This is a genomic window from Actinoplanes sp. NBRC 101535 (genome assembly GCF_030269225.1).
GTDB classification, from domain to species: Bacteria; Actinomycetota; Actinomycetes; order Mycobacteriales; family Micromonosporaceae; genus Actinoplanes; species Actinoplanes rectilineatus.
In genome coordinates this window covers 321,525-340,970 of record NZ_BSSY01000003.1, presented here as the reverse complement: position 1 = coordinate 340,970, position 19,446 = coordinate 321,525, and the positions used below count along the sequence as shown (strand labels likewise).

Sequence of the window (19,446 nt, the reverse complement as noted above, 5' to 3'; positions counted from 1 at the left end):
GTTCGGGTGATGGAACACCGTCACCTGGGCCGGTCCGGTCTGCTGGTCAGTGAGCTCGCGTACGGGAACTGGATCACCCATGCCGGCCAGGTCGAGGAGGACGCGGCTCTCGCCTGTGTGCGGGCCGCCCTGGACGTCGGCATCACCACGTTCGACACCGCCGACGTGTACGCCGGGACCCGCGCCGAGGAGGTGCTGGGCCGGGCGTTGAAGGGTGAGCGGCGGGCCGGTCTGACGATCGCCACGAAGGTGTTCTGGCGGACCGGTTCCGGGCCGAACGACAGCGGGCTGTCCCGCAAGCACATCCTGGAGTCGATCGACGGCTCGTTGCGGCGGCTGGGCACCGACTACGTGGATCTGTACCAGGCGCACCGGTTCGACCGGCACACGCCGCTGGAGGAGACCATGGAGGCGTTCGCCGATGTGGTCCGGCAGGGCAAGGCCCTCTACATCGGCGTCTCGGAGTGGCGGGCCGAGGAGATCCGGGCGGCCGCGCCGCTCGCCGCGGCACTGCACGTGCGCCTGGTGTCGAACCAGCCGCAGTACTCCCTGCTGTGGCGGGTGATCGAGGACGAGGTGATTCCGGCGTCCCGGGCTGCCGGTCTGGGCCAGATCGTCTGGTCGCCGCTGGCGCAGGGGGTGCTGACCGGCAAGTACCGGGCCGGGGAGAAGCCGCCGGCCGGGTCGCGGGCCACCGACGAGAAGGCCGGGGCGGGGTTCATCTCCCGGTGGATGCACGACGACGTGCTGGAGGCGGTGGCGAGGCTGCGCCCGCTGGCCGAGGAGGCCGGTCTGAGCACCGGGCAGCTGGCGCTGGCCTGGGTGCTGCAGAACCCGGACGTCTCGGCGGCGATCATCGGCGCTTCCCGGCCGGAGCAGGTCCGGGACAATGCCGAAGCCTGCGGGGTACGCCTGGAGGCCACGTTGCTGGCGGCGATCGACGAGGTCGTGGACCCGGTGGTGGTCCGTGACCCGTCGCTCACCGCCAGCCCGGAGCGGCGTCCGTGATCAGCTCCAGAAGCGCATCAGCTCGAAGCCGTACGCGTACAGCCAGGAGGGCACCCCGATCAGGTCGGCCAGCCAGTTGACCAGGTCGAAGAAGTAGGTGCCCAGGTCGGACTGCCAGAGCAGCAGGAACAGCACGAGGAAGCCCCACGGGGCCGCCAGGTTCCACGCCCGTTGGTAGGCCGGGCTGAACCACGGCGACACGATGCCGCCGCCGTCCAGTCCGGGGACCGGCAGCAGGTTGAGGATGCTGGCGGTGATCTGCAGGAAGGCGAGCAGGGCCAGGGCCGCCCAGAACGGCAGGTGTTCCGGGGAGTCCGTGGTGTACCGGCCGTCGGTGTCCTGGCTGAGCGCCGGGGACAGTTCGAGCAGGAACGGCACGGCCAGCACCAGCGCGAGGACCACGTTGGTGAGCGGACCGGACGCGCTGATCAACGAGTCCTTGACCTTGCTGCGGATGTAGCGGTGGTCGACCCAGACGGCGCCGCCGGGCAGGCCGATGCCGCCGAGGATCACCACGACCACCGGAAGCACGATGGACAGCAGCGGATGGGTGTATTTCAGCGGGTTGAGCCGCAGATATCCGCGGTCGGCCACGGTCAGGTCGCCGGAGAAGTAACCGGTGACGGCGTGGGCGTACTCGTGCAGGCAGAGCGAGATGATCCAGCCCGAGATCACGAAGAGGAAGACGTCGAGCCCGACGTTGCCGAACCGGGTCCACGTCATGACGCCGGTCACCACGAAGACGGCGACGATGCCGACGAAGACCGGGCTGGGGATGAACGCGTTCCGCGGTGTGCGTGTGTAGACCGGTTCGTACGTCATGTCAGTCCGCCGGGGCCAGACTCATCTGATAGTCGACCCGGTCGTCCTCGACCAGCACGACGACGCTCACCCCGGCGGCGTGCAGCTGCCGCCATTCCTGACCGATCCAGGACTCCGCATCCGCCTGGTTGCTGAACGTCTCGGCCTGGACCTCGACCGGTTTTCCGTCGACGTCCTCGAACCGCCAACTCCACGGCATTGAGCCGCCCCCTCACGTCGTCCGTCGGTGGGCTTCCACCCTACGGCTTCCGCGTGCGCGGACCGGCTCTAAGGTACGGGGCATGTCCGAAGATCGGTGGAACACGGTCCTGGTGCTCGGCGGAATCCGCTCCGGCAAATCCGCGTTCGCCGAGTCCCTGGTGTCCGGCGCGCCGTCGGTGCGCTATGTGGCCACCGCGGCCGGCGGCGAGGACGATCCGGAATGGCTGGCACGCATCGAGGCGCATCAGCGGCGCCGCCCGCAGTCCTGGTCGACTGAGGAGACCGGGGCCGACCCGGTCCGGCTCACCGAGATGCTGCTCGCGGCGGAGCCGGGTGAGACGCTTCTCGTCGACGATCTGGGCGGCTGGGTGGCCGCGCTGCTCGACCCGTCCCGGCAGCCCAACGACGACGTGGCCGACGTGGCCGCGCTGGCCTCGGCCGTGCGCGCCTGTCCGGCCCGGGTGGTGCTGGTCAGCCCGGAGGTGGGGTTGTCGCTGGTGCCGGTCACGCCGGTCGGGCGGGCGTTCGCGGACGCGCTGGGCAGCACGAACCAGGCGCTGGCGGAGGCCTGTGACGGTGTGGTCCTGGTGGTGGCCGGCCGGCCGGTGTGGCTGAAGGCCCTGCCGTCGACTCCGGAACCCGTGCGGCCGGAGGCCGCGGACCCGGAGACCGCGGAACCCGTGCGGCCGGAGACCGCGGAACCCGTGCGGCCGGAGGCCGCGGGACCGGAAGCCGCGGAACCACCGGTGGAAGAGCCGGCGCCGATGCGGACGGCTCCGGCCGCCGCGGTGTCCGCCGCTGTCGTCACCCCCGCACCCCCACCGCCGCCGGTGATCACCCCCGTGGTCGTCGCGCCGCCGCTCGACGACGAGGCGACGATGGCGATCCCCGCCATCCCGGCCTCGAACCTCGCCGCGGCGCTCAGCGGCGCCACCACCGCGCTGCCGCTCGTCTCCTCCGGGATGACCGAGATCGGTCCCGGGATGGACCTGCCGATGCCCGACAGCGACGCCGGACCGGACGCCCGGGACCGCCTGGCCACCGTCGACCTGCCCGGCGCCGGTCTGGGCGCGCTCGGCGAGGCCGTCGAGTTCGCCGCTTCCACGCAGGACACCGTCACGCCGCGGCCCTGGTCCGCGGTGCGCGTGGTGCTGATCTCCGGCCGGCACGGCGGCGGCGCCGCGGCCGGCACCGATCCGTTCGACGTGGAACGCCGGGTCACCGAGGTGGAGGCCGGTGACGGTCTGCTGGGCCGGCTCGCCGGTCAGAGCGGTGCGGACATCACCGTGGTACGCGTGGACGCCGCGGGCGCGATGGAGGACGGTCCGGTCGCCGAGGCGGACGCGGTCGACGCCGCGTTGCGCCGGGGCTGGCAGATCGCCGACGCGGCCGCCGATGCCGGCCGGGACGCGCTCCTGGTCGCCGGGATCGGTGCCGGGGTCGAGGCGGTCGCCACCGCGGTGCTGGCCGCCACCACCGGCGCCGAGCCGGTCGCCATGCTGCCCCGGGTGCAGCAGCCGGGTGGCCGGTTCGACGACACCGCCTGGATCGCCCGCTGTGCGGCCGTCCGGGACGCCCTGCACCGGATCCGGCACGAGCCGCGCGGCGCCACCGACATCCTGCGGGAGCTGGGTGGCCCGGACCTGGCGGTCGCCACCGGCCTGCTGCTCGGCGCGGCCGCCCGCCGTCTGCCGGTGCTGCTGGACGGCCCGCTGGGCATCGCGGCCGGCCTGGTGGCCCGGGATCTGGCCAGCCAGACCCGGCACTGGTGCCTGCTGCCCGAGGAGGGCACGCTGGCGCTGGTCAAGCAGGGCGCGGACGTGCTCGGCCTGACCCCGGTGCTGCGGGTGGGCCTGGATCTGGGCGAGGGTGCGAACGCGCTGACCGTGCTGCCGGTGCTGCGGACCGCGGTCGGCCTGATCGCCGGCCGACCGGTGCACCCGGCGCTGCTGGCCGAGCAGGGCGACGGCGCCCTGGAGCCCGCGGACGAGGACGAGGACGAGATCGAGCCGGGTGTTTGACGGTCTGCGTCTGGCGGTCACCACCCTGACCGTCTTCCCACTGCGCGCGGGCCGGGTGGACCGGTCCGCGGCGGCGGTGGCGATGACCACCGCACCGCTGGTGGGCGCGCTGCTCGGCCTGGTCCTGGCCGGCCTGCACGAGGGTCTGCGGGTGCTCGGCGCGCCGGCGATGGTCGCGGCCGGGGTGACGGTCGCGGCGGGGGTGCTGCTCACCCGGGGCCTGCACCTGGACGGGCTGGCCGACACGGTGGACGCGCTCGGCTCCTACCGGTCCGGCGACGCCGCACTGGAGATCATGAAAAAGCCGGACATCGGACCGTTCGGGGTCGCGGCGGTCGCGCTGACCCTGCTGATCCAGGCGGGCGCGCTCACCGCGGCCGGCCCGTGGGCGATCGTGACGGCCTGGGCGGTCGGCCGGCTGGCGATCACCGTCGCCTGCCGCCGAGGAGTGCCCGCGGCCCGTCCGGAGGGCCTGGGCGCGCTGGTGGCCTCGACGGTGTCACCGGTGGCCCTGCTGGGGGCCGCGGCCTGCGTGACGACGCTGGCGACCGCCGCGGTGCCGGGCCGTCCGTGGCAGGGCCCGGCCGCCGTCGCCGCCGCCATGCTCGTCGTGGTCCTTCTGGTGCGCCATGGTGTACGGAGATTCGGCGGTGTCACCGGGGACGTGCTGGGGGCGGCCGCCGAGTGTGCGACCACGGTCGCCGTGGTCGCACTGACGCTCGGCGCACCGCCGGATCCGCTGTGGTGACCTCAGGCGTGTAGGCCGCCCCGGATCACCACAGCCGGTGTTCAGCGCACCGATGGCGTGACGAACGGCGGTTTGACGACCTTCGCCTCGATGCGCTTGCCGCGGACCTCGATCTGCACCGGGTCGCCGTCCGCGACGCCGGCCGCGGTGTCGATCAGGGCCAGCGCGATGCCGACCTTCTTCGTCGGCGAGAAGGTGCCGCTGGTGGTCTCGCCGATCAGCTGCTCACCCGCGTACACCTGCATGTGCCCGCGCGGGATGCCGCGGCCGGTGAGCGCGATGCCGCGCAGCTGGCGCCGGGGACCGGCGGCCTTCTCGGCGAGGAGGGCGTCACGGCCCCAGAAGGCGGGCTTGGTCCAGCCGACCGCCCAGCCGGAGCGGGCCTGCACCGGGCTGATCTCCAGGGAGAGCTCCTGGCCGTGCAGTGGGTAGCCCATCTCGGTGCGCAGGGTGTCGCGGGCGCCCAGGCCGCAGGGCCGGACACCGGCCGCGATCAGCGCGTCCCAGACGGCCGCCGCGTCGTCCCAGCCGACGACCAGTTCGTAGCCGTGCTCGCCGGTGTAGCCGGTGCGGCAGACGATCAGCTCGGCGCCGCTCAGCGTGGCGTTCTCGAACGACATGTAGTCGTGGGTGGTGGGCAGGCCCAGCCTGCCGAGGATCTCGGCCGACTGCGGGCCCTGCACCGCGAGGACGGCGTGCTTCGCGTGCTCGTCGGTGACCGTGACGCCCTCGGGCGCGGCGGCGACCAGGCGGCGCACCACCTCGGCGGTGTTCGCCGCGTTCGGGATCAGGAAGACGTGCTCGTCGCCGTAGAGGTAGGCGATCAGGTCGTCGACCACGCCGCCGCTCTCGTCGCAACACAGCGTGTACTGCGCCTTGCCGGGCTCGATGCGGCCCAGGTCGTTGGTGAGGCAGGCGTTCACGAAGTCCGCCGCGCCCGGGCCGGTGACCCGTGCCTTGCCGAGGTGCGACACGTCGAACACGCCGGCCGCCTCCCGGACGGCCGCGTGCTCCTTCAGGACACCGCCGCCCGCATACTCCAGGGGCATCTCCCAGCCGCCGAAGGCGGCGAACTTGGCGCCCAGAGCGGCGTGGCGGTCGTGCAGCGGTGACTGGTGAAGCTCGGCAGACATGAGACTCAACTTACCGCTGACCTTGGGGCTCTATAGAGTCGCGGTGACACCACCTGACTCCGGTGCGGGCTCGCACCGGTTTTCCCACCCGCCGGGAGCGCGCCCACCGGCAGCGTCCCGGCACGACGTCCCGGAGTGCCCGAGTGACCCAGCCCAGCCTCAGCCTGGTCGACACCGACCCGGCCGAATCGGCGGTCGATGCCATCGTCATCGGCCTGCACAGCCAGCCCGACGAGGACGGCTCCCTGCTGCCCGCCGCCGGCGCCGAGAGCATCGCCGCCGCCTTCGACGGCAAGCTGATCTCGACGCTGGCCCTGCTCGGCGCGACCGGATCGGCCGGCGAGGTGACCAAGCTGGCCACCCTCGGCACGATCTCCGCGCCGCTGCTGGTCGCGGTGGGCCTCGGCGCCGAGCCGACCGGCGCCGCCCCCGACCTGGAGACCCTGCGCCGGGGCACCGGCGCCGCGGTCCGCGCGCTGGCCGGCAGCGCCACGGTCGCCCTCGCCCTGCCCGTCCCGGACAGCGCCGAGGGTGCACCCGCCCTGCGTGCTGTGCTGGAGGGCGCGGTCCTCGGCGGTTACAAGTTCGCCGGCTACAAGACCAAGCCGCAGAAGAACCGCCGTGACCCGGTGGCCGGGCTGCAGCTGCACGTCACCGACGCCACCGACCTGGCCGTCCAGGCCGAGGTCCAGCGGGCCGAGGTCGTCGGCCGCGCGGTCCGCCTGACCCGCGACTGGGTCAACATGCCGCCGAACGAGCTGCAGCCGCCGTCCTTCGCCGACCTGGTCGCCGCGCAGGCCACCGAGGCCGGGCTGGGCGTCGAGGTGCTCGACTTCGAGCAGCTCAAGGCCGGCGGTTACGGCGGCATCGTGGCGGTCGGCCAGGGTTCGGAGGCCCCGCCGCGCCTGGTCAAGCTGACCTACACGCCGGAGGGCGTCAGCGACCCCAAGCGGGTCGCCCTGGTCGGCAAGGGCATCACCTTCGACACCGGCGGCGTCAGCATCAAGCCGTCGGCCGGCATGTGGGAGATGAAGTCCGACATGGCCGGCGCCGCCGCGGTGGCCGCCACGCTGCTCGCGGTCGCCGCGCTCAAGCCGGGGGTGGCCGTCTCCGGTTACCTGGCCATCGCGGAGAACATGCCGTCCGGTTCGGCGTACCGTCCGGGTGACGTGATCACGATGTTCGGCGGCAAGCGGGTCGAGGTGTTCAACACCGACGCCGAGGGCCGGATGGTGCTCGCCGACGCGATCGCGCGGGCCTGCCAGGACGGCACCGACTACCTGTTCGAGACGTCCACGCTCACCGGCGGCCAGGTGGTCGCGCTGGGCAAGCGGATCGCCGGCCTGATGGGCTCGGACGAGGCCACCGCGCTGGTCGACGCGGCCGGTGCCGCGGTCGGCGAGCCGGTCTGGCGGATGCCGCTGCCGGACGACGTCCGCAAGGGCATGGAGTCGGAGATCGCCGACATCTGTCAGACCAACGCCAATCTGGACCGTGCCGGGCACATGCTGCAGGGTGGCGTGTTCCTGCGCGAGTTCGTCGGCGAGGGCGTGGAGTGGGCGCACATCGACATCGCGGGCCCCAGCTACCACACCGGTGAGGCCAGTGGTTACTGGACCAAGGGTGGCACCGGCGTGCCGGTGCGCACGTTCCTGAAGCTGATCGACGACCTGTCCTGAGACCCTGGGGCGTCGCCCGGTCTCAGACCGGGCGGCGCTTCTGGCGTTCGTTGTAGTCGCGCATCCGCTGCGGATAGCCCAGGAGCCGGACATCGTAGATCGGCAGGGAGATCTTGTGGGCCAGACGGCGGGCGATCTCCGGGGAGCCGATCCGGCGCCGGGTCCACTCGCCGTCGTGTGCGACAAGCAACAGGGTGGTCTCGGTCACCGTCGTCTGTGGCTCGATGAAACCCTCGACACCGCGGCGACTGCCGGCGAACTCCGTGAGATGCTCGAGAGCGGCCTGGTCGGCCGGCCTCCCTCCCGGGCCCTGAGACCGGGGACGCCGCCGGAACCACGCCACTGCTCCTCCTCGCGCTCGCTGCCGCAAGGGTACGTCGGGGTCACGCGTCATGGGGCACCTGACTGCATTGACCGGGTCCGCAAGTGACAAGATGTCATTGACGGGACTGTGACCGTTTCCATTGTGTGACCCACACGGAGACGATGCGACCACTGGAGTCAACGTGAGCCAGCCCAACGGCGGAACCTTCGACATCGTCATTCTCGGCGCCGGCAGCGGGGGTTATGCGACTGCCCTGCGCGCCGCGCAGTTCGACCTCAAGGTCGCGCTGATCGACAAGGCGGAACTGGGCGGCACCTGCCTGCACCGCGGCTGCATCCCGACGAAGGCGCTGCTGCACGCCGCCGAGATCGCGGACCAGACACGCGAGAGCGAGCAGTTCGGCGTCAAGGCCGACCTGGTCGGCATCGACATGGCGGGCGTGAACGCCTACAAGGACGGTGTGGTCGGCCGCCTCTTCAAGGGCCTCACCGGCATGCTCACGCACAACAAGAACATCACCGTGGTGCAGGGCGCCGGCAAGCTGGTGTCGAAGGACACCGTCGAGGTGGACGGCCAGCGCTACGTCGGACGCAACATCGTCCTGGCGACCGGCTCCTACTCCCGCTCGCTGCCCGGCCTCGAGGTCGACGGCACGCACGTGCTGACCAGTGAGCACGCGCTCAAGCTCGACCGGGTGCCCAGCTCGGCGATCGTGCTCGGCGGCGGCGTCATCGGCGTCGAGTTCGCCAGCGTGTGGAAGTCGTTCGGCGCCGACGTGACCATCGTCGAGGCCCTCCCCCGGCTCGTCGCCGCGGAGGACGAGGAGATCTCGAAGCAGGTCGAGCGCGCCTTCCGCAAGCGCAAGATCAACTTCAAGGTCGGCAAGCCGTTCGAGAAGGTCGAGAAGACCGCGAACGGCGTCAAGGTCACCATCGCCGGCGGCGACACCCTCGAGGCCGAGGTGCTGCTGGTCGCGGTCGGCCGTGGCCCGACGACGGCGAACCTCGGTTACGAGCAGCAGGGCATCACGCTCGACCGGGGCTTCGTGATCGTCAACGAGCGCCTGCACACCGGCGTCGGCAACATCTACGCCGTCGGCGACATCGTGCCCGGCCTGCAGCTCGCACACCGCGGCTTCCAGCAGGGCATCTTCGTGGCCGAGGAGATCGCCGGCAAGAACCCGGCGGTCATCGACGAGGCGGGCATCCCGCGGGTCACCTACTCCGACCCCGAGGTCGCGTCGGTCGGCATCACCGAGGCCAAGGCCAAGGAGAAGTACGGGGCCGACAAGGTCTCCACCTACAACTACAACCTCGGCGGCAACGGCAAGAGCCAGATCCTCAAGACCGCCGGCTTCATCAAGCTGGTCCGGGTCGAGGACGGCCCGGTCGTCGGCGTCCACATGGTCGGCGCGCGGGTCGGCGAACTCGTCGGCGAAGCCCAGCTGATCACCAACTGGGAGGCCTTCCCCGAGGAGGTCGCCCAGCTCGTACACGCCCACCCGACGCAGAACGAGGCGCTGGGCGAGGCCTTCCTCGCGCTCGCGGGCAAGCCGCTGCACGCGCACAGCTGATCGCACGCGCACAGCTGATCCGATCGTTCATAAGCGTTAAGGAGTTTGGGGAAAATGCCGGTATCGGTAACCATGCCGCGGCTGGGTGAGAGTGTCACCGAGGGCACCGTCACGCGCTGGCTCAAGCAGGAGGGCGAGCGCGTCGAGGTCGACGAGCCGCTGCTCGAGGTCTCCACCGACAAGGTCGACACCGAGATCCCGTCCCCGGCCGCGGGTGTGCTCACCCGGATCGTGGTCGGCGAGGACGAGACCGCGGACGTCGGCAGCGAACTGGCCGTCATCGCCGGCGAGGGCGAGGACACCGGTTCCGCCGCGCCCGCCCCGGCCCAGGAGGCCGAGCAGGCCGACGAGCCCGAGCCCGCCGCACCCACCACCCCCTCGACCGAGAAGCCGGCCGAGGACGAGGCCCCCGCGCCGCAGACCGCCTCCGCGGGTTCGGCCGAGGGCACCGAGGTCACGATGCCGGCGCTCGGCGAGAGCGTCACCGAGGGCACCGTCACCCGCTGGCTCAAGCAGGTCGGCGAGACCATCGAGGTCGACGAGCCGCTGCTCGAGGTCTCCACCGACAAGGTCGACACCGAGATCCCGTCGCCGGTGGCCGGCACCGTCCTGGAGATCAAGGTCCCCGAGGACGAGACCGCCGACGTCGGCGCGGTGCTCGCGGTGATCGGCTCGGCCGACGCCAAGCCCGCCGCCGCTCCGGCCCCGGCCGCCCCCGCTCCCAAGGCGGAGGCCCCGAAGGCCGAGGCTCCGAAGGCGGAGGCGCCCAAGGCCGAGGCTCCCAAGGTGGAGACGGCTCCGGCACCGCAGATCGCCAAGGCCTCCGAGGCCGAGCCGGCCGCTCCGGCGCCCGCCGCGGTCGCGTCGAACGGTGCCGGCGACGCCGGTTACGTCACGCCGCTGGTGCGCAAGCTCGCCGCCGAGAAGGGCGTGGACCTGTCCACCCTGACCGGCACCGGCGTGGGCGGTCGCATCCGCAAGCAGGACGTCATCGACGCCGCTGAGAAGGCCGCCGCCGAGAAGGCCGCCGCCGAGAAGGCCGCCGCCGAGAAGGCCGCCGCCGAGAAGGCCGCCGCCGAGAAGGCCGCCGCCGCCAAGGCACCGGCCGCCGCGGCGCCCGCCGCCGCTGCTCCGGCCGCCGCACCCGCCAAGGCGAAGGCCGAGCCGAGCCCGCTGCGGGGCCGCACCGAGAAGCTCACCCGCATCCGGGCCACCATCGCCCGGCGCATGGTCGAGTCGCTGCAGGTCTCGGCGCAGCTCACCACGGTCGTCGAGGTCGACGTCACCAAGATCGCCAACCTGCGCAACAAGGCCAAGGCCGACTTCCAGGCCAAGCACGGCGTGAAGCTCACCTTCCTGCCGTTCTTCGCCCTGGCCACGGTCGAGGCGCTGCAGCAGCACCCGGTGGTCAACTCCTCCCTCGACCTCGAGGCGGGCACGGTCACCTACCACGGCGCCGAGCACCTGGGCATCGCGGTGGACGCGCCGAAGGGCCTGGTCGTCCCGGTCATCAAGGACGCCGGTGACCTCAACCTGGCCGGTCTGTCCAAGCGGATCGCGGACCTCGCGGACCGCACCCGCAACAACAAGATCGGTCCGGACGAGATCGGCGGCGGCACCTTCACGCTGACCAACACCGGCAGCCGGGGCGCGCTCTTCGACACCCCGATCATCAACCAGCCGCAGGTCGGCATCCTCGGTCTCGGCGCGGTCGTCAAGCGCCCGGTGATCGTGAACGACCCGGAGCTGGGCGAGATCATCGCGCCGCGCTCGATGGTCTACCTGGCCCTCAGCTACGACCACCGGATCGTGGACGGCGCGGACGCCGCCCGCTTCCTGGTCACGCTGAAGGAGCGTCTGGAAGCCGGTCAGTTCGAGGCCGACCTCGGCCTGTAGGCACGGGCGGTAAGAAACACCGGAAGCACCGAACCGGGAGGTATGTCACCAGACATACCTCCCGGTTTGTTTTGCGGCGTGGGATCTTCGGGAAAGAATCAGGACATGCGCATCGTCATGGCCGGGGCCTCGGGTTTTCTCGGCACCAGGCTCGCGGGACAACTGAGTCGGCACGGTCATGAGATCACCACGCTGGTGCGGCGGCCCGCCCAGCGCACCGGTGAGGTCACCTGGGACCCGGCGCAGGGACGCCTCGACCTCGCGGCGCTCGCCGGCGCGGACGCGGTGATCAACCTGGCCGGCGCGGGGATCGGCGACCACCGGTGGACCACGCGGTACAAGAACGTGCTGCGGACCAGCCGGGTGGACACCACCGACACGATCTCCCGAACGATCCGGCAGCTCCCCGAGGACGAACGGCCGAAGGCCCTGCTGCAGGCCTCCGGTGCGGGCTGTTACGGCGACACCGGCGACCGGGAGGCGGGCGAGGACGCCCCGCTCGGCACCACCTTCCTCGCCGACCTGTGCCGGGTGTGGGAGGCCGCCGCCCGTCCCGCCGAGGACGCCGGCGCCCGGGTCGTACTGCTGCGGACCGCCCCGACGATCGACGCCTCCGGCTCGCTGCTCAAGCCGCTGCTGCTGCCCTTCAAGATGGGCGTGGGGGGCCGGATCGGCGGCGGGAAGCAGTGGATGGCCTGGATCGCCCTGACCGATTGGCTGAATGCGGTGGAATTCCTCCTGGAGCGGGAGGACGTCGCCGGACCGGTGAACCTCGTCTCAGCAGAGCAGTGCACCAATGCCGCGTTCACCCGGGCGTTCGCCAAGGCCGTTCACCGGCCGGCACTGCTGTCGATCCCCGGGCCCGCGTTGGACCTGGTCATCGGCGAATTGGCCGGCGAGATGCAGATCAGCCAGCGGGTGGTGCCGGGGGTGCTGAAGGCGGCCGGGTTCACCTGGGCGTACCCGGAGATCGAGGCCGCGATGGCCGCTGCGCTGCGCCCCGAACCGGCGATGGCTCCCTGAGCACACGGAATATCTTGCTAACCTGCGGCTGATGTCAGTCGCCGCCCCCGCCCCCGCCGCATCCGCAGATCCCCCCGAGACGCCGGCCGCCCCGCCGCGCACCCGCCGGCCGTGGCGCGCCCACGTGACCATGGGTGTCGTCTCGGTGGCCCTCGCCGTCTATGTGACGAGTGGTCTGTGGTCAGACCCGTACCGGCACGTCCTCTCGGACAACGTCGGCGATCAGGCCTTCTTCGAATGGCTGCTGGGGTACGGCGTCTACACGCTGCAACACGGCTCGGACCCGTTCTTCACCGAGTTGCTGAACGCCCCGCTGGGGGTCAACCTCGCGGCGAACACGTCGATCACGGTGTACACCGTGCTGTTCTCGCCGCTGACCCACCTGGCCGGCCCGCAGCTCTCGTTCGTGACCCTGCTCACGCTGAACCTGTCCGGCGCCGCCATGGCGTGGTATCTCTTCCTCCGCCGCTGGCTGGTCACCAGCCCGCTGGCTGCCGGGGTCGCCGGACTGTTCTGCGGGTTCGCGCCGGGCTTCGTCTCGCACGCCAACGGCCACCTCAACTGGAGTGCCGGCTGGGTGGCACCGGTGGTGCTGTGGCGGGTGCTGAAACTGCGCGAGGAGGGCCGCTGGCTGCGCAACGGCCTGCTGCTCGGCGTGACGCTGGCGGTCGGCTTCTCGATCGCGGCGGAGGGCCTGTTCTTCACCGCCATCGCGAGCGGCGTCTTCCTCGGCGTCTGGTCGCTGGCCCGGCCGGTCCGCGAGGAGGCCAAGGCGGCGTTCACCACCGTGCTGCGGGCGCTGGGCGTGGCCGCCGCGGTGGCCGGGACGCTCCTGTCGTACCCGCTCTACATGCATTTCGCCGGTCCGCAGTCGTTCTCCGGGACCGGCTTCAACCAGCGGTACTTCGTCGAGGACGCGGCGGCCTACCTGTCCTTCCCCAGCCGGTCGCTGGCGGGGCTCCTCGGCCTGCACTCCGACCTCGCACCCAACCGCACCGAGGAGACGTCCTTCTTCGGCGTACCCCTGCTGATGTTGATCGTGGTGGTCTTCGTCGTGCTCTGGCGACGGGCCGCTCCGGGGCGGCAGGCGACCCTGCGGGCCGTCGGCGTGACCGGCCTGGTCTTCCTGGTGCTGTCCTGGGGGCCGCGGTTCAACTGGATGGGCGCGGAGCTGAACATCCCGCTGCCCTACGCCCTGCTCGCCCACCTGCCGCTGTTCGACTCGGCGCTACCTCTGCGGTACGCCCTCGCCCTGGTCGGCGTCTTCGGCGTGCTGCTCGCCCTGATCGTGCAGGAACTGGTCAGCGACCGGATCACCTCGGTCAACCTGCGGACCGGCCTGATCTCGGCGCTCGTGGTGAGCCTGCTCCCGCTGGTGCCGCTGCCGCTGCGCATCCAGGAGCGGGCCGCCGAGCCGGACTTCATCGCCGACGGCACCTGGCAGCGGTACGTGTCCGACAACGGTGTGCTGACCGCCCTGCCGTTCGCCCTCAACGTGCAGGCCGACGGTCAGCGCTGGCAGTCGTACACGATGGCCCGTGGTGGTCCGCAGTTCCGCATCCCGTCCGGCTACTTCCTCGGCCCGCAGACCACCGGCGAAGAGGGCCGGAAGCAGATCGGCCGGATCGGCGCGCCGCCGCTGGCGACCGACTGGCTGTTCACCCGGGCCGCCCTGTACGGCTACGTCACGCAGCTGACCGACGCCGACCGCGAGCAGGCCCGGTCCGATTTCGCCTACTGGGGTGTGGAGGCCGTCTTCCTGGCCGAGGAGATCACCGGCTCGGATCACATGACGTTGTACCGCGGTGCCGTCGAGGCCACCGCGCGTGATCTTCTGGGCGAACCGGAACAGGTGGACGACGTGCTCGTATGGCGGATCCGTCCCGGCGTGGACCCGGTCGATCGGTGAATTCCGAGATCGGTAACCTCCCGCAGGTGACGATCGCCGCTGACGCCCCGATCACCGCTGAGAACGCTCCCACCACGCCGTCGCCGACTGCTGACGGACCGTCCTCACCAGACCGTCCATCCCGGTTGCGCCGCTGGTCGGCGCACCTCGTGATGGCCCTGATATCGCTGGCCGGGGCGGTGTACGTCACGCAGGGTCTGTGGTCCGCGCCGTTCCGCAACGTGCTCGCCGCGAACGTCAGCGACCAGGCCCAGTTCGAGTGGGTCCTGTCGTACGGCGTGTACTTCCTGCAGCACGGCACCGACCCGTTCTTCACCACGCTGTTCAACGCCCCGCGCGGCGTGAACCTGGCGATGAACACGTCGAGCACGTTCTACGCCACGCTCTTCTCCCCGGTGACCCGGTTCCTCGGCCCGGAGATCAGTTTCGCCACCATCCTGACCCTGAACCTGGCCGGGTCCGCCTTCGCGTGGTACCTCGTGCTGCGCCGCTGGCTGGTCCGCAGCGGACTCGCGGCCGGCATCGGCGGCCTGCTGTTCGGGTTCTCCCCCGGTCTGGTCTCGCACGCCAACGGCCACCTCAACTGGACGTCCGGCTGGATGGTCGCGATCGTCCTGTGGTGGGTGCTGAAGCTGCCCGAGAAGGGCCACTGGCTGCGCAACGGCATCGTGCTCGGCCTGCTCTGCGCGGCCGGTTTCTCGATCGCCGCCGAGGCGCTCTTCTTCACCGCCCTGGCCAGCGGGATGTTCCTGGCCATCTGGGTGTTCTCCCGGCCCGGGCTCAAGCGGCTGCGCGCCGGACTGCCGCCGGTGCTGGCCTCGCTCGGCGTGACCGCGGTGATCGCCGGGGCGTTGCTGGCGTACCCGCTGTACATGCACTTCGACGGGCCGCTGAAGTTCTCCGGCACCGGGTTCGTGATGAAGTTCTACGCCGAGGACCTGGTGGCGTACATCTCGTACCCGCTGGCGTCGGTGGCCGGTGCCTTCGGCCTCGGCGCGGACCTCGCCCCGAACGCCACCGAGGCGACCAGCTTCCTCGGGGTTCCGCTGGTGTTGCTGTTCCTGTTCTCCCTGGTGATGCTCTGGCGGCGGGCGTCGCCGGAGCGCCGGGTCACGCTGCGCGCGCTGAGCGTCCTGGCGCTGTTCTTCTTCCTCCTCTCGCTCGGCCCGCGCCTGCGGGTGATGGGTGAGGAGACCGACATCCCGATGCTGTACGCCCCGCTCGAGCGGGTCCCGCTGTTCGACTCGGCGCTGCCGGTCCGGTTCACCCTGGTGGTCGTCGCGATCGTGGCGATCGTCGTGGCGCTGGTCGCCGATGAGCTGTTCAGCGGCCGGATCCGGTCGTGGGCCGGCCGGGCCACCCTGCTGGTCGCGATCGTCGCCGCGCTGGCCCCGATCGCCCCGCTGCCGCTGAAGACGATGGAACGGGCCACCGAGCCGGACTTCATCGCCAACGGGACGTGGCGTGACTACGTGTCGGACAACGGCGTGCTCACCTCGCTGCCGCTCGCGATCGACGTCTCGATGGACACGATGCGCTGGCAGGCCGACACGATGGCCCGGGGCGAGGAGCACTTCCGCATTCCGGGCGGCTACTTCCTCGGGCCGCAGAACTACGACGAGAGCGGCCGGGAGATGGTCGGCCGGGTCGGCGCTCCGGAACTGCCCACCGACCGGATCTTCTACCGGGCGGCCCGGTGGAACTCGCTCACCAAGATCACGAATCTGGAGCGGGCGCAGGCGCGGGCCGATTTCGCGTACTGGCAGCTCGAGGCGATCTTCCTGCCGAACCAGGTGACCGGCCCGAAGGGCATGCTCAACCGGGAGGCGCTGCGCAAGGTGGCCACCGATCTGCTCGGCGAGCCCGAACGTGTGGACGACGTTCTGGTGTGGCGCATCCGTCCCGGGCTCGATCCGGTCGACGTTCCCGAACGGGATTAGGATTTCGGTGTGACTTCCTCCGTACTCACCGTCCTGCGCCCGGGCCTCGTCGACTACGTCGAGGCCTGGGACGAGCAGAAGCGCCTACACCAGGCCGTGGTGGACGGCACCCAGCCGGACACGATCCTGCTGCTGGAGCACCCCAGCGTCTTCACCGCGGGCAAGCGCACCAAACCCTCCGACCGGCCGTTCGACGGCACCCCCGTGGTCGACGTCGACCGCGGCGGCGAGATCACCTGGCACGGCCCGGGTCAGCTGGTCGGCTATCCGATCCTCAAGCTGGCCACCCCGGTCGACGTGGTCGCCTACGTCCGCCGCACCGAGCAGCTCCTGATCGACGTCTGCGCCGAGTTCGGCGTGACGGCCGAGCGGGTGGAGGGCCGCAGCGGCGCCTGGGTCAAGGCCACCGACGGTGGGCCCGACCGCAAGATCGCTCAGATCGGCATCCGGGTGCAGCGTGGCGTGACCCTGCACGGCTTCGCCATCAACGCCGACTGCGACCTGGCGAATTTCAACCGGTTCGTGCCCTGCGGCATCAGCGACGCCGGTGTCACCTCACTCAGTGCCGAGCTGGGTCGCCCGGTGCCGGTCGCCGAGGTGCTGCCGGTGGTCGAGCGGCACCTGCCCACGCTGTTCTGATGGCGCTCTACCGCAACCCGCAGGACAAACGGGTCTTCGTCGCGAAGAAGGGCGGCGGGATGGTGCTGAACTTCGGCCACCCGATCGCCTGGACCATCCTGGTCTGCACCACGATCGTCCCGTTCGTCATCGTCGCCGTGGTGACGCTGGCCGTGTTCCTCTAAGAACCGATCTCCCAGACGGTGTGGCCCCCGGCAGCATCCGGACAGGCCAGGAAACGACCGGCCGTGCTGCAGAACGACGGCACCGCGTTCTGCAGCACGCCACGCAACTCCCCGGTGGCCGCCTCGGTCACCACCACGCCCTCGGTGCTGATCCGGAGCGTCCACGGCCCGGCCACCCCGCCCTGCCCCAGTTCTCGCACGGTCCACCCGCTGGACAGGTCGATCTCGTTGACCCGGGAGTCCTGGGTGATCGCCAGCCCCCGCGCGGCCGGCACGCCCGCCTCGACCACCTGACCGCTCACCGGATCGATCACCACGCTCTGCGCGTTCGACCCGAGTGGTTCGAAGGACAGGTATTCCGGCGCGGTCCAGACCATCCGCCCGCTCGCCGGGTCCAGCGCCGTCATCCCGTTCATCCCGGTCAGGCAGATCAGGTCCCCGCAGCTCACCGCCTGATGCGCCCCGGTGCCGGGCACCCGCCACAGCGGCGTCAGATCGGGCAGCCGGTACGCCGACAGGCCCCGCGGCCTGATCAGCAGCACCAGGTCACCGACGATCGGCGCCACGGTGAGCGCGGTGTCGGTCGACTCCGCGAGGTTCCGCCGGGTCAGCTCCCGGCCGTCCGCCATCGACCGGACCACCGCCATCCCGCCGGCGGCCATGCTGAGCACCCAGCGACCGGCCGGGTCGACTTCGGCGGTCGGCGCCGACCCCGGCACGGTCCACAGGGCATCCCGCGGCGCCGCCGGGTCCACCAGGCTGAGGTCGCCGTCCTCACTGGTCACCAGCAGCTTGTCGCCGGCCACCACGGCGTACGACGAATCCGGCGTCCGCAGCACCTCCTCGCCGGTCGCCGCGTCCAGCACGACCGTCTCCAGCCCCATCGAGACGAGCAGCATCGAACCCACCCGGCCGAGCAGGGGCGCCGCGTCGGCCGAGTTCACGGCGTGCCGCCACGACGCGCCACCCGTCTCGAGGGGTTGCGCCACGATCTCCGGCCGGTCCCCGGAACCGACCGTGTAGAGGGTGGACTCGGTCAGCAGGAAAGCCCCGTCGACGTGGGCGGTCTCTCGTACCCCCGGAGAACGATGATCGGCGGGCGCCGCCGCACCCAGGGTGAGCAGCAGCGCGCCCGCGCCCGCCGCCCGTGTCCAGCGGGACGGGCGCCACCGCTGCGGCGACGCCGGTTCCGGCACGGCGACGTCGAGATCGATCATCACCGGATCATGACGCAAGGCGCCACACCGTGACCCGGTAGTCGTCGACCTGGCAGGCGAGGTGCCGGCCCGCGCGGGCGCATCCGAACGGCAGGACCTGCGGGATCGTCCCCAGGACGGCCCCGTCCCGGGTGACCCAGCTCCGGCCCTGACCGGGTCGCAGGAACACGTCGCCGACCACGAACCCGCGGCCCAGCGTCTCCGCTACCTCGCCGGTCTCCGGGTCCAGGCGCACCAGGCCGTCGTCGTCCCCGCCGGCCGCCACCCCGTCGATCCAGGCCGTCCATTCGGCCCGCCGCCAGTTGATCTCCCCGGTCGCCGGGTCCACCCCGATCAGGCCCGAGGCGCCGCCCACACAGAGCAGCGTGCCGCAGCCGGTCAGTGCCAACGGCGTCGGCATCGCGGTGATCCACCGCCGCCGGAGATCGGGCAGGGTCAGCGCGATCAACTCCAGGTCGCTGAGGACGAACACCTCACCGTCCCGGATCGTCAGCCGGTCACCGATCACCGCCGCGTTGCCGGCCAGCACCTCGCCGGTGCCCCGGTCGTAGACCCACACGTCGTTGTTCTGGTCGAGGGTCACCAGATGGTGATCGTCGGTGGCCGCGGCCACCACGGGAATCGGCATCGGTGCCGACCAGAGCACCCGGGCCGTCACCGGGTCGAAGAACTCCAGGTTCTCCTCGTCGCTCAGCAGGAACCCGTCCCCGGCCGGCACCGCCGTCCCGAAACCCTGGTATTCCCAGCGCACCGCCCCGGTCGCGGCGTCCACGACCAGCGGCGTCGAGCCCTCCGACAGGACCGCCAGGTTCGGCCCGGCCACGGTCAGCGTCGGGAACTCCGCCTCGACCAGCCGGCTCCACAGCACGCCGCCGCCGGTCAGCGACACCGCCGACAACTCCAGCGCGGTCGCGTCCTCCTGCTTGTCGGCGAGGTAGAGCACGTCCTCGGTGAGCAGCCACGACTCCACCAGGTCGTCGGTGACCGCGACCCGGTGGAGCTCGGGCGTCCACGGCCGGGCCGCCGACGCGCCGCTGAGCAGCGCCAACGCCACGGCCAGGAGCAGCGACACCGGGCGCCACGGCACGCGGGGACGCGGCTGCGGACTTGGCGGCCGCTGGACGTCGAGATCGATCAGCACGCCGCCA

The 19,446-nt window shown here is 71.6% G+C and carries 17 protein-coding genes; 11 read left to right on the top strand and 6 right to left on the bottom strand.

The genetic code is table 11. The features are described 5' to 3' along the window. Positions 1-9: 9 nt before the first annotated feature. Positions 10-1,008, top strand: a complete 999-nt coding sequence (locus QSK32_RS10565) for an aldo/keto reductase family protein (RefSeq protein ID WP_045744565.1) — start codon at positions 10-12, stop codon at positions 1,006-1,008. Here the strand turns inward: QSK32_RS10565 and QSK32_RS10560 are convergent, their stop codons facing one another. Both QSK32_RS10560 and QSK32_RS10555 read right to left on the bottom strand, forming a co-directional pair. Beyond that, positions 1,009-1,830 carry a site-2 protease family protein gene (locus tag QSK32_RS10560; RefSeq protein ID WP_045744564.1) on the bottom strand — a complete coding sequence of 274 codons (822 nt, stop codon included), beginning with the start codon at positions 1,828-1,830 and terminating at the stop codon, positions 1,009-1,011. It lies immediately after the preceding gene. A 1-nt stretch (position 1,831) separates the two neighbouring features. Beyond that, positions 1,832-2,029: a hypothetical protein gene (locus tag QSK32_RS10555; RefSeq protein WP_045744563.1), complete on the bottom strand. Its 198-nt coding sequence runs from the start codon at positions 2,027-2,029 to the stop codon at positions 1,832-1,834. An 82-nt stretch (positions 2,030-2,111) separates the two neighbouring features. On the opposite strand from QSK32_RS10555, the gene QSK32_RS10550 reads away from it, so the two are divergent. Both QSK32_RS10550 and QSK32_RS10545 read left to right on the top strand, forming a co-directional pair. Further along, positions 2,112-4,052, top strand: a complete 1,941-nt coding sequence (locus QSK32_RS10550) for a bifunctional adenosylcobinamide kinase/adenosylcobinamide-phosphate guanylyltransferase (RefSeq protein WP_285471775.1) — start codon at positions 2,112-2,114, stop codon at positions 4,050-4,052. After that, positions 4,045-4,800, top strand: coding sequence for an adenosylcobinamide-GDP ribazoletransferase (locus tag QSK32_RS10545; protein ID WP_285471774.1), 756 nt, complete (start codon positions 4,045-4,047; stop codon positions 4,798-4,800). Before QSK32_RS10550 ends, QSK32_RS10545 begins: the two co-directional genes overlap by 8 nt. Before the next feature lie 41 nt (positions 4,801-4,841). On the opposite strand, the gene gcvT is transcribed toward QSK32_RS10545, so the two are convergent. Further along, entirely contained in the window at positions 4,842-5,933 is a 1,092-nt protein-coding gene (gcvT, locus tag QSK32_RS10540; protein WP_285471773.1) for a glycine cleavage system aminomethyltransferase GcvT, read from the bottom strand. Positions 5,934-6,076: 143 nt separating this feature from the next. On the opposite strand from gcvT, the gene QSK32_RS10535 reads away from it, so the two are divergent. After that, entirely contained in the window at positions 6,077-7,612 is a 1,536-nt protein-coding gene (locus tag QSK32_RS10535) for a leucyl aminopeptidase (protein WP_045744560.1), read from the top strand. A gap of 22 nt (positions 7,613-7,634) precedes the next feature. On the opposite strand, the gene QSK32_RS10530 is transcribed toward QSK32_RS10535, so the two are convergent. Then, complete coding sequence (locus QSK32_RS10530; RefSeq protein WP_045744559.1) at positions 7,635-8,006, bottom strand: hypothetical protein; 372 nt, start codon at positions 8,004-8,006, stop codon at positions 7,635-7,637. 112 nt (positions 8,007-8,118) lie between these two features. Here QSK32_RS10530 and lpdA point away from each other — a divergent pair, with 112 nt between their 5' ends. The 7 genes from lpdA (at position 8,119) to QSK32_RS10495 (ending at position 17,081) form a co-directional block, all read left to right on the top strand. After that, on the top strand, positions 8,119-9,510 hold the full coding sequence (gene lpdA / locus QSK32_RS10525; protein ID WP_045744558.1) for a dihydrolipoyl dehydrogenase: 1,392 nt from the start codon (positions 8,119-8,121) through the stop codon (positions 9,508-9,510). Between the two features lie 54 nt (positions 9,511-9,564). Beyond that, entirely contained in the window at positions 9,565-11,406 is a 1,842-nt protein-coding gene (locus QSK32_RS10520) for a 2-oxo acid dehydrogenase subunit E2 (protein WP_285471772.1), read from the top strand. A 105-nt stretch (positions 11,407-11,511) separates the two neighbouring features. Next, entirely contained in the window at positions 11,512-12,429 is a 918-nt protein-coding gene (locus QSK32_RS10515; protein WP_045744556.1) for a TIGR01777 family oxidoreductase, read from the top strand. A 31-nt stretch (positions 12,430-12,460) separates the two neighbouring features. After that, positions 12,461-14,338, top strand: coding sequence for a DUF6311 domain-containing protein (locus QSK32_RS10510; protein ID WP_285471771.1), 1,878 nt, complete (start codon positions 12,461-12,463; stop codon positions 14,336-14,338). Positions 14,339-14,364: 26 nt separating this feature from the next. After that, positions 14,365-16,278 (top strand): DUF6311 domain-containing protein, encoded by a 1,914-nt coding sequence (locus tag QSK32_RS10505; protein ID WP_342669802.1) that lies wholly within the window; start codon positions 14,365-14,367, stop codon positions 16,276-16,278. A gap of 9 nt (positions 16,279-16,287) precedes the next feature. Further along, on the top strand, positions 16,288-16,917 hold the full coding sequence (gene lipB / locus QSK32_RS10500) for a lipoyl(octanoyl) transferase LipB (protein WP_045744554.1): 630 nt from the start codon (positions 16,288-16,290) through the stop codon (positions 16,915-16,917). Beyond that, positions 16,917-17,081 carry a peptide ABC transporter substrate-binding protein gene (locus QSK32_RS10495; RefSeq protein WP_045744553.1) on the top strand — a complete coding sequence of 55 codons (165 nt, stop codon included), beginning with the start codon at positions 16,917-16,919 and terminating at the stop codon, positions 17,079-17,081. Before lipB ends, QSK32_RS10495 begins: the two co-directional genes overlap by 1 nt. On the opposite strand, the gene QSK32_RS10490 is transcribed toward QSK32_RS10495, so the two are convergent. Together QSK32_RS10490 and QSK32_RS10485 are read right to left on the bottom strand one after the other, a co-directional pair. Continuing rightward, a complete protein-coding gene (locus tag QSK32_RS10490; RefSeq protein ID WP_285471770.1) occupies positions 17,078-18,298 on the bottom strand; it encodes an outer membrane protein assembly factor BamB family protein in 1,221 nt (406 codons plus the stop codon). The genes QSK32_RS10495 and QSK32_RS10490 overlap by 4 nt on opposite strands. A 7-nt stretch (positions 18,299-18,305) precedes the next feature. Beyond that, the gene (locus QSK32_RS10485) at positions 18,306-19,439 is read right to left on the bottom strand and encodes an outer membrane protein assembly factor BamB family protein (RefSeq protein ID WP_285471769.1); all 1,134 of its coding nucleotides are present in this window, start codon (positions 19,437-19,439) and stop codon (positions 18,306-18,308) included. Between the last annotated feature and the right edge of the window lie 7 nt (positions 19,440-19,446).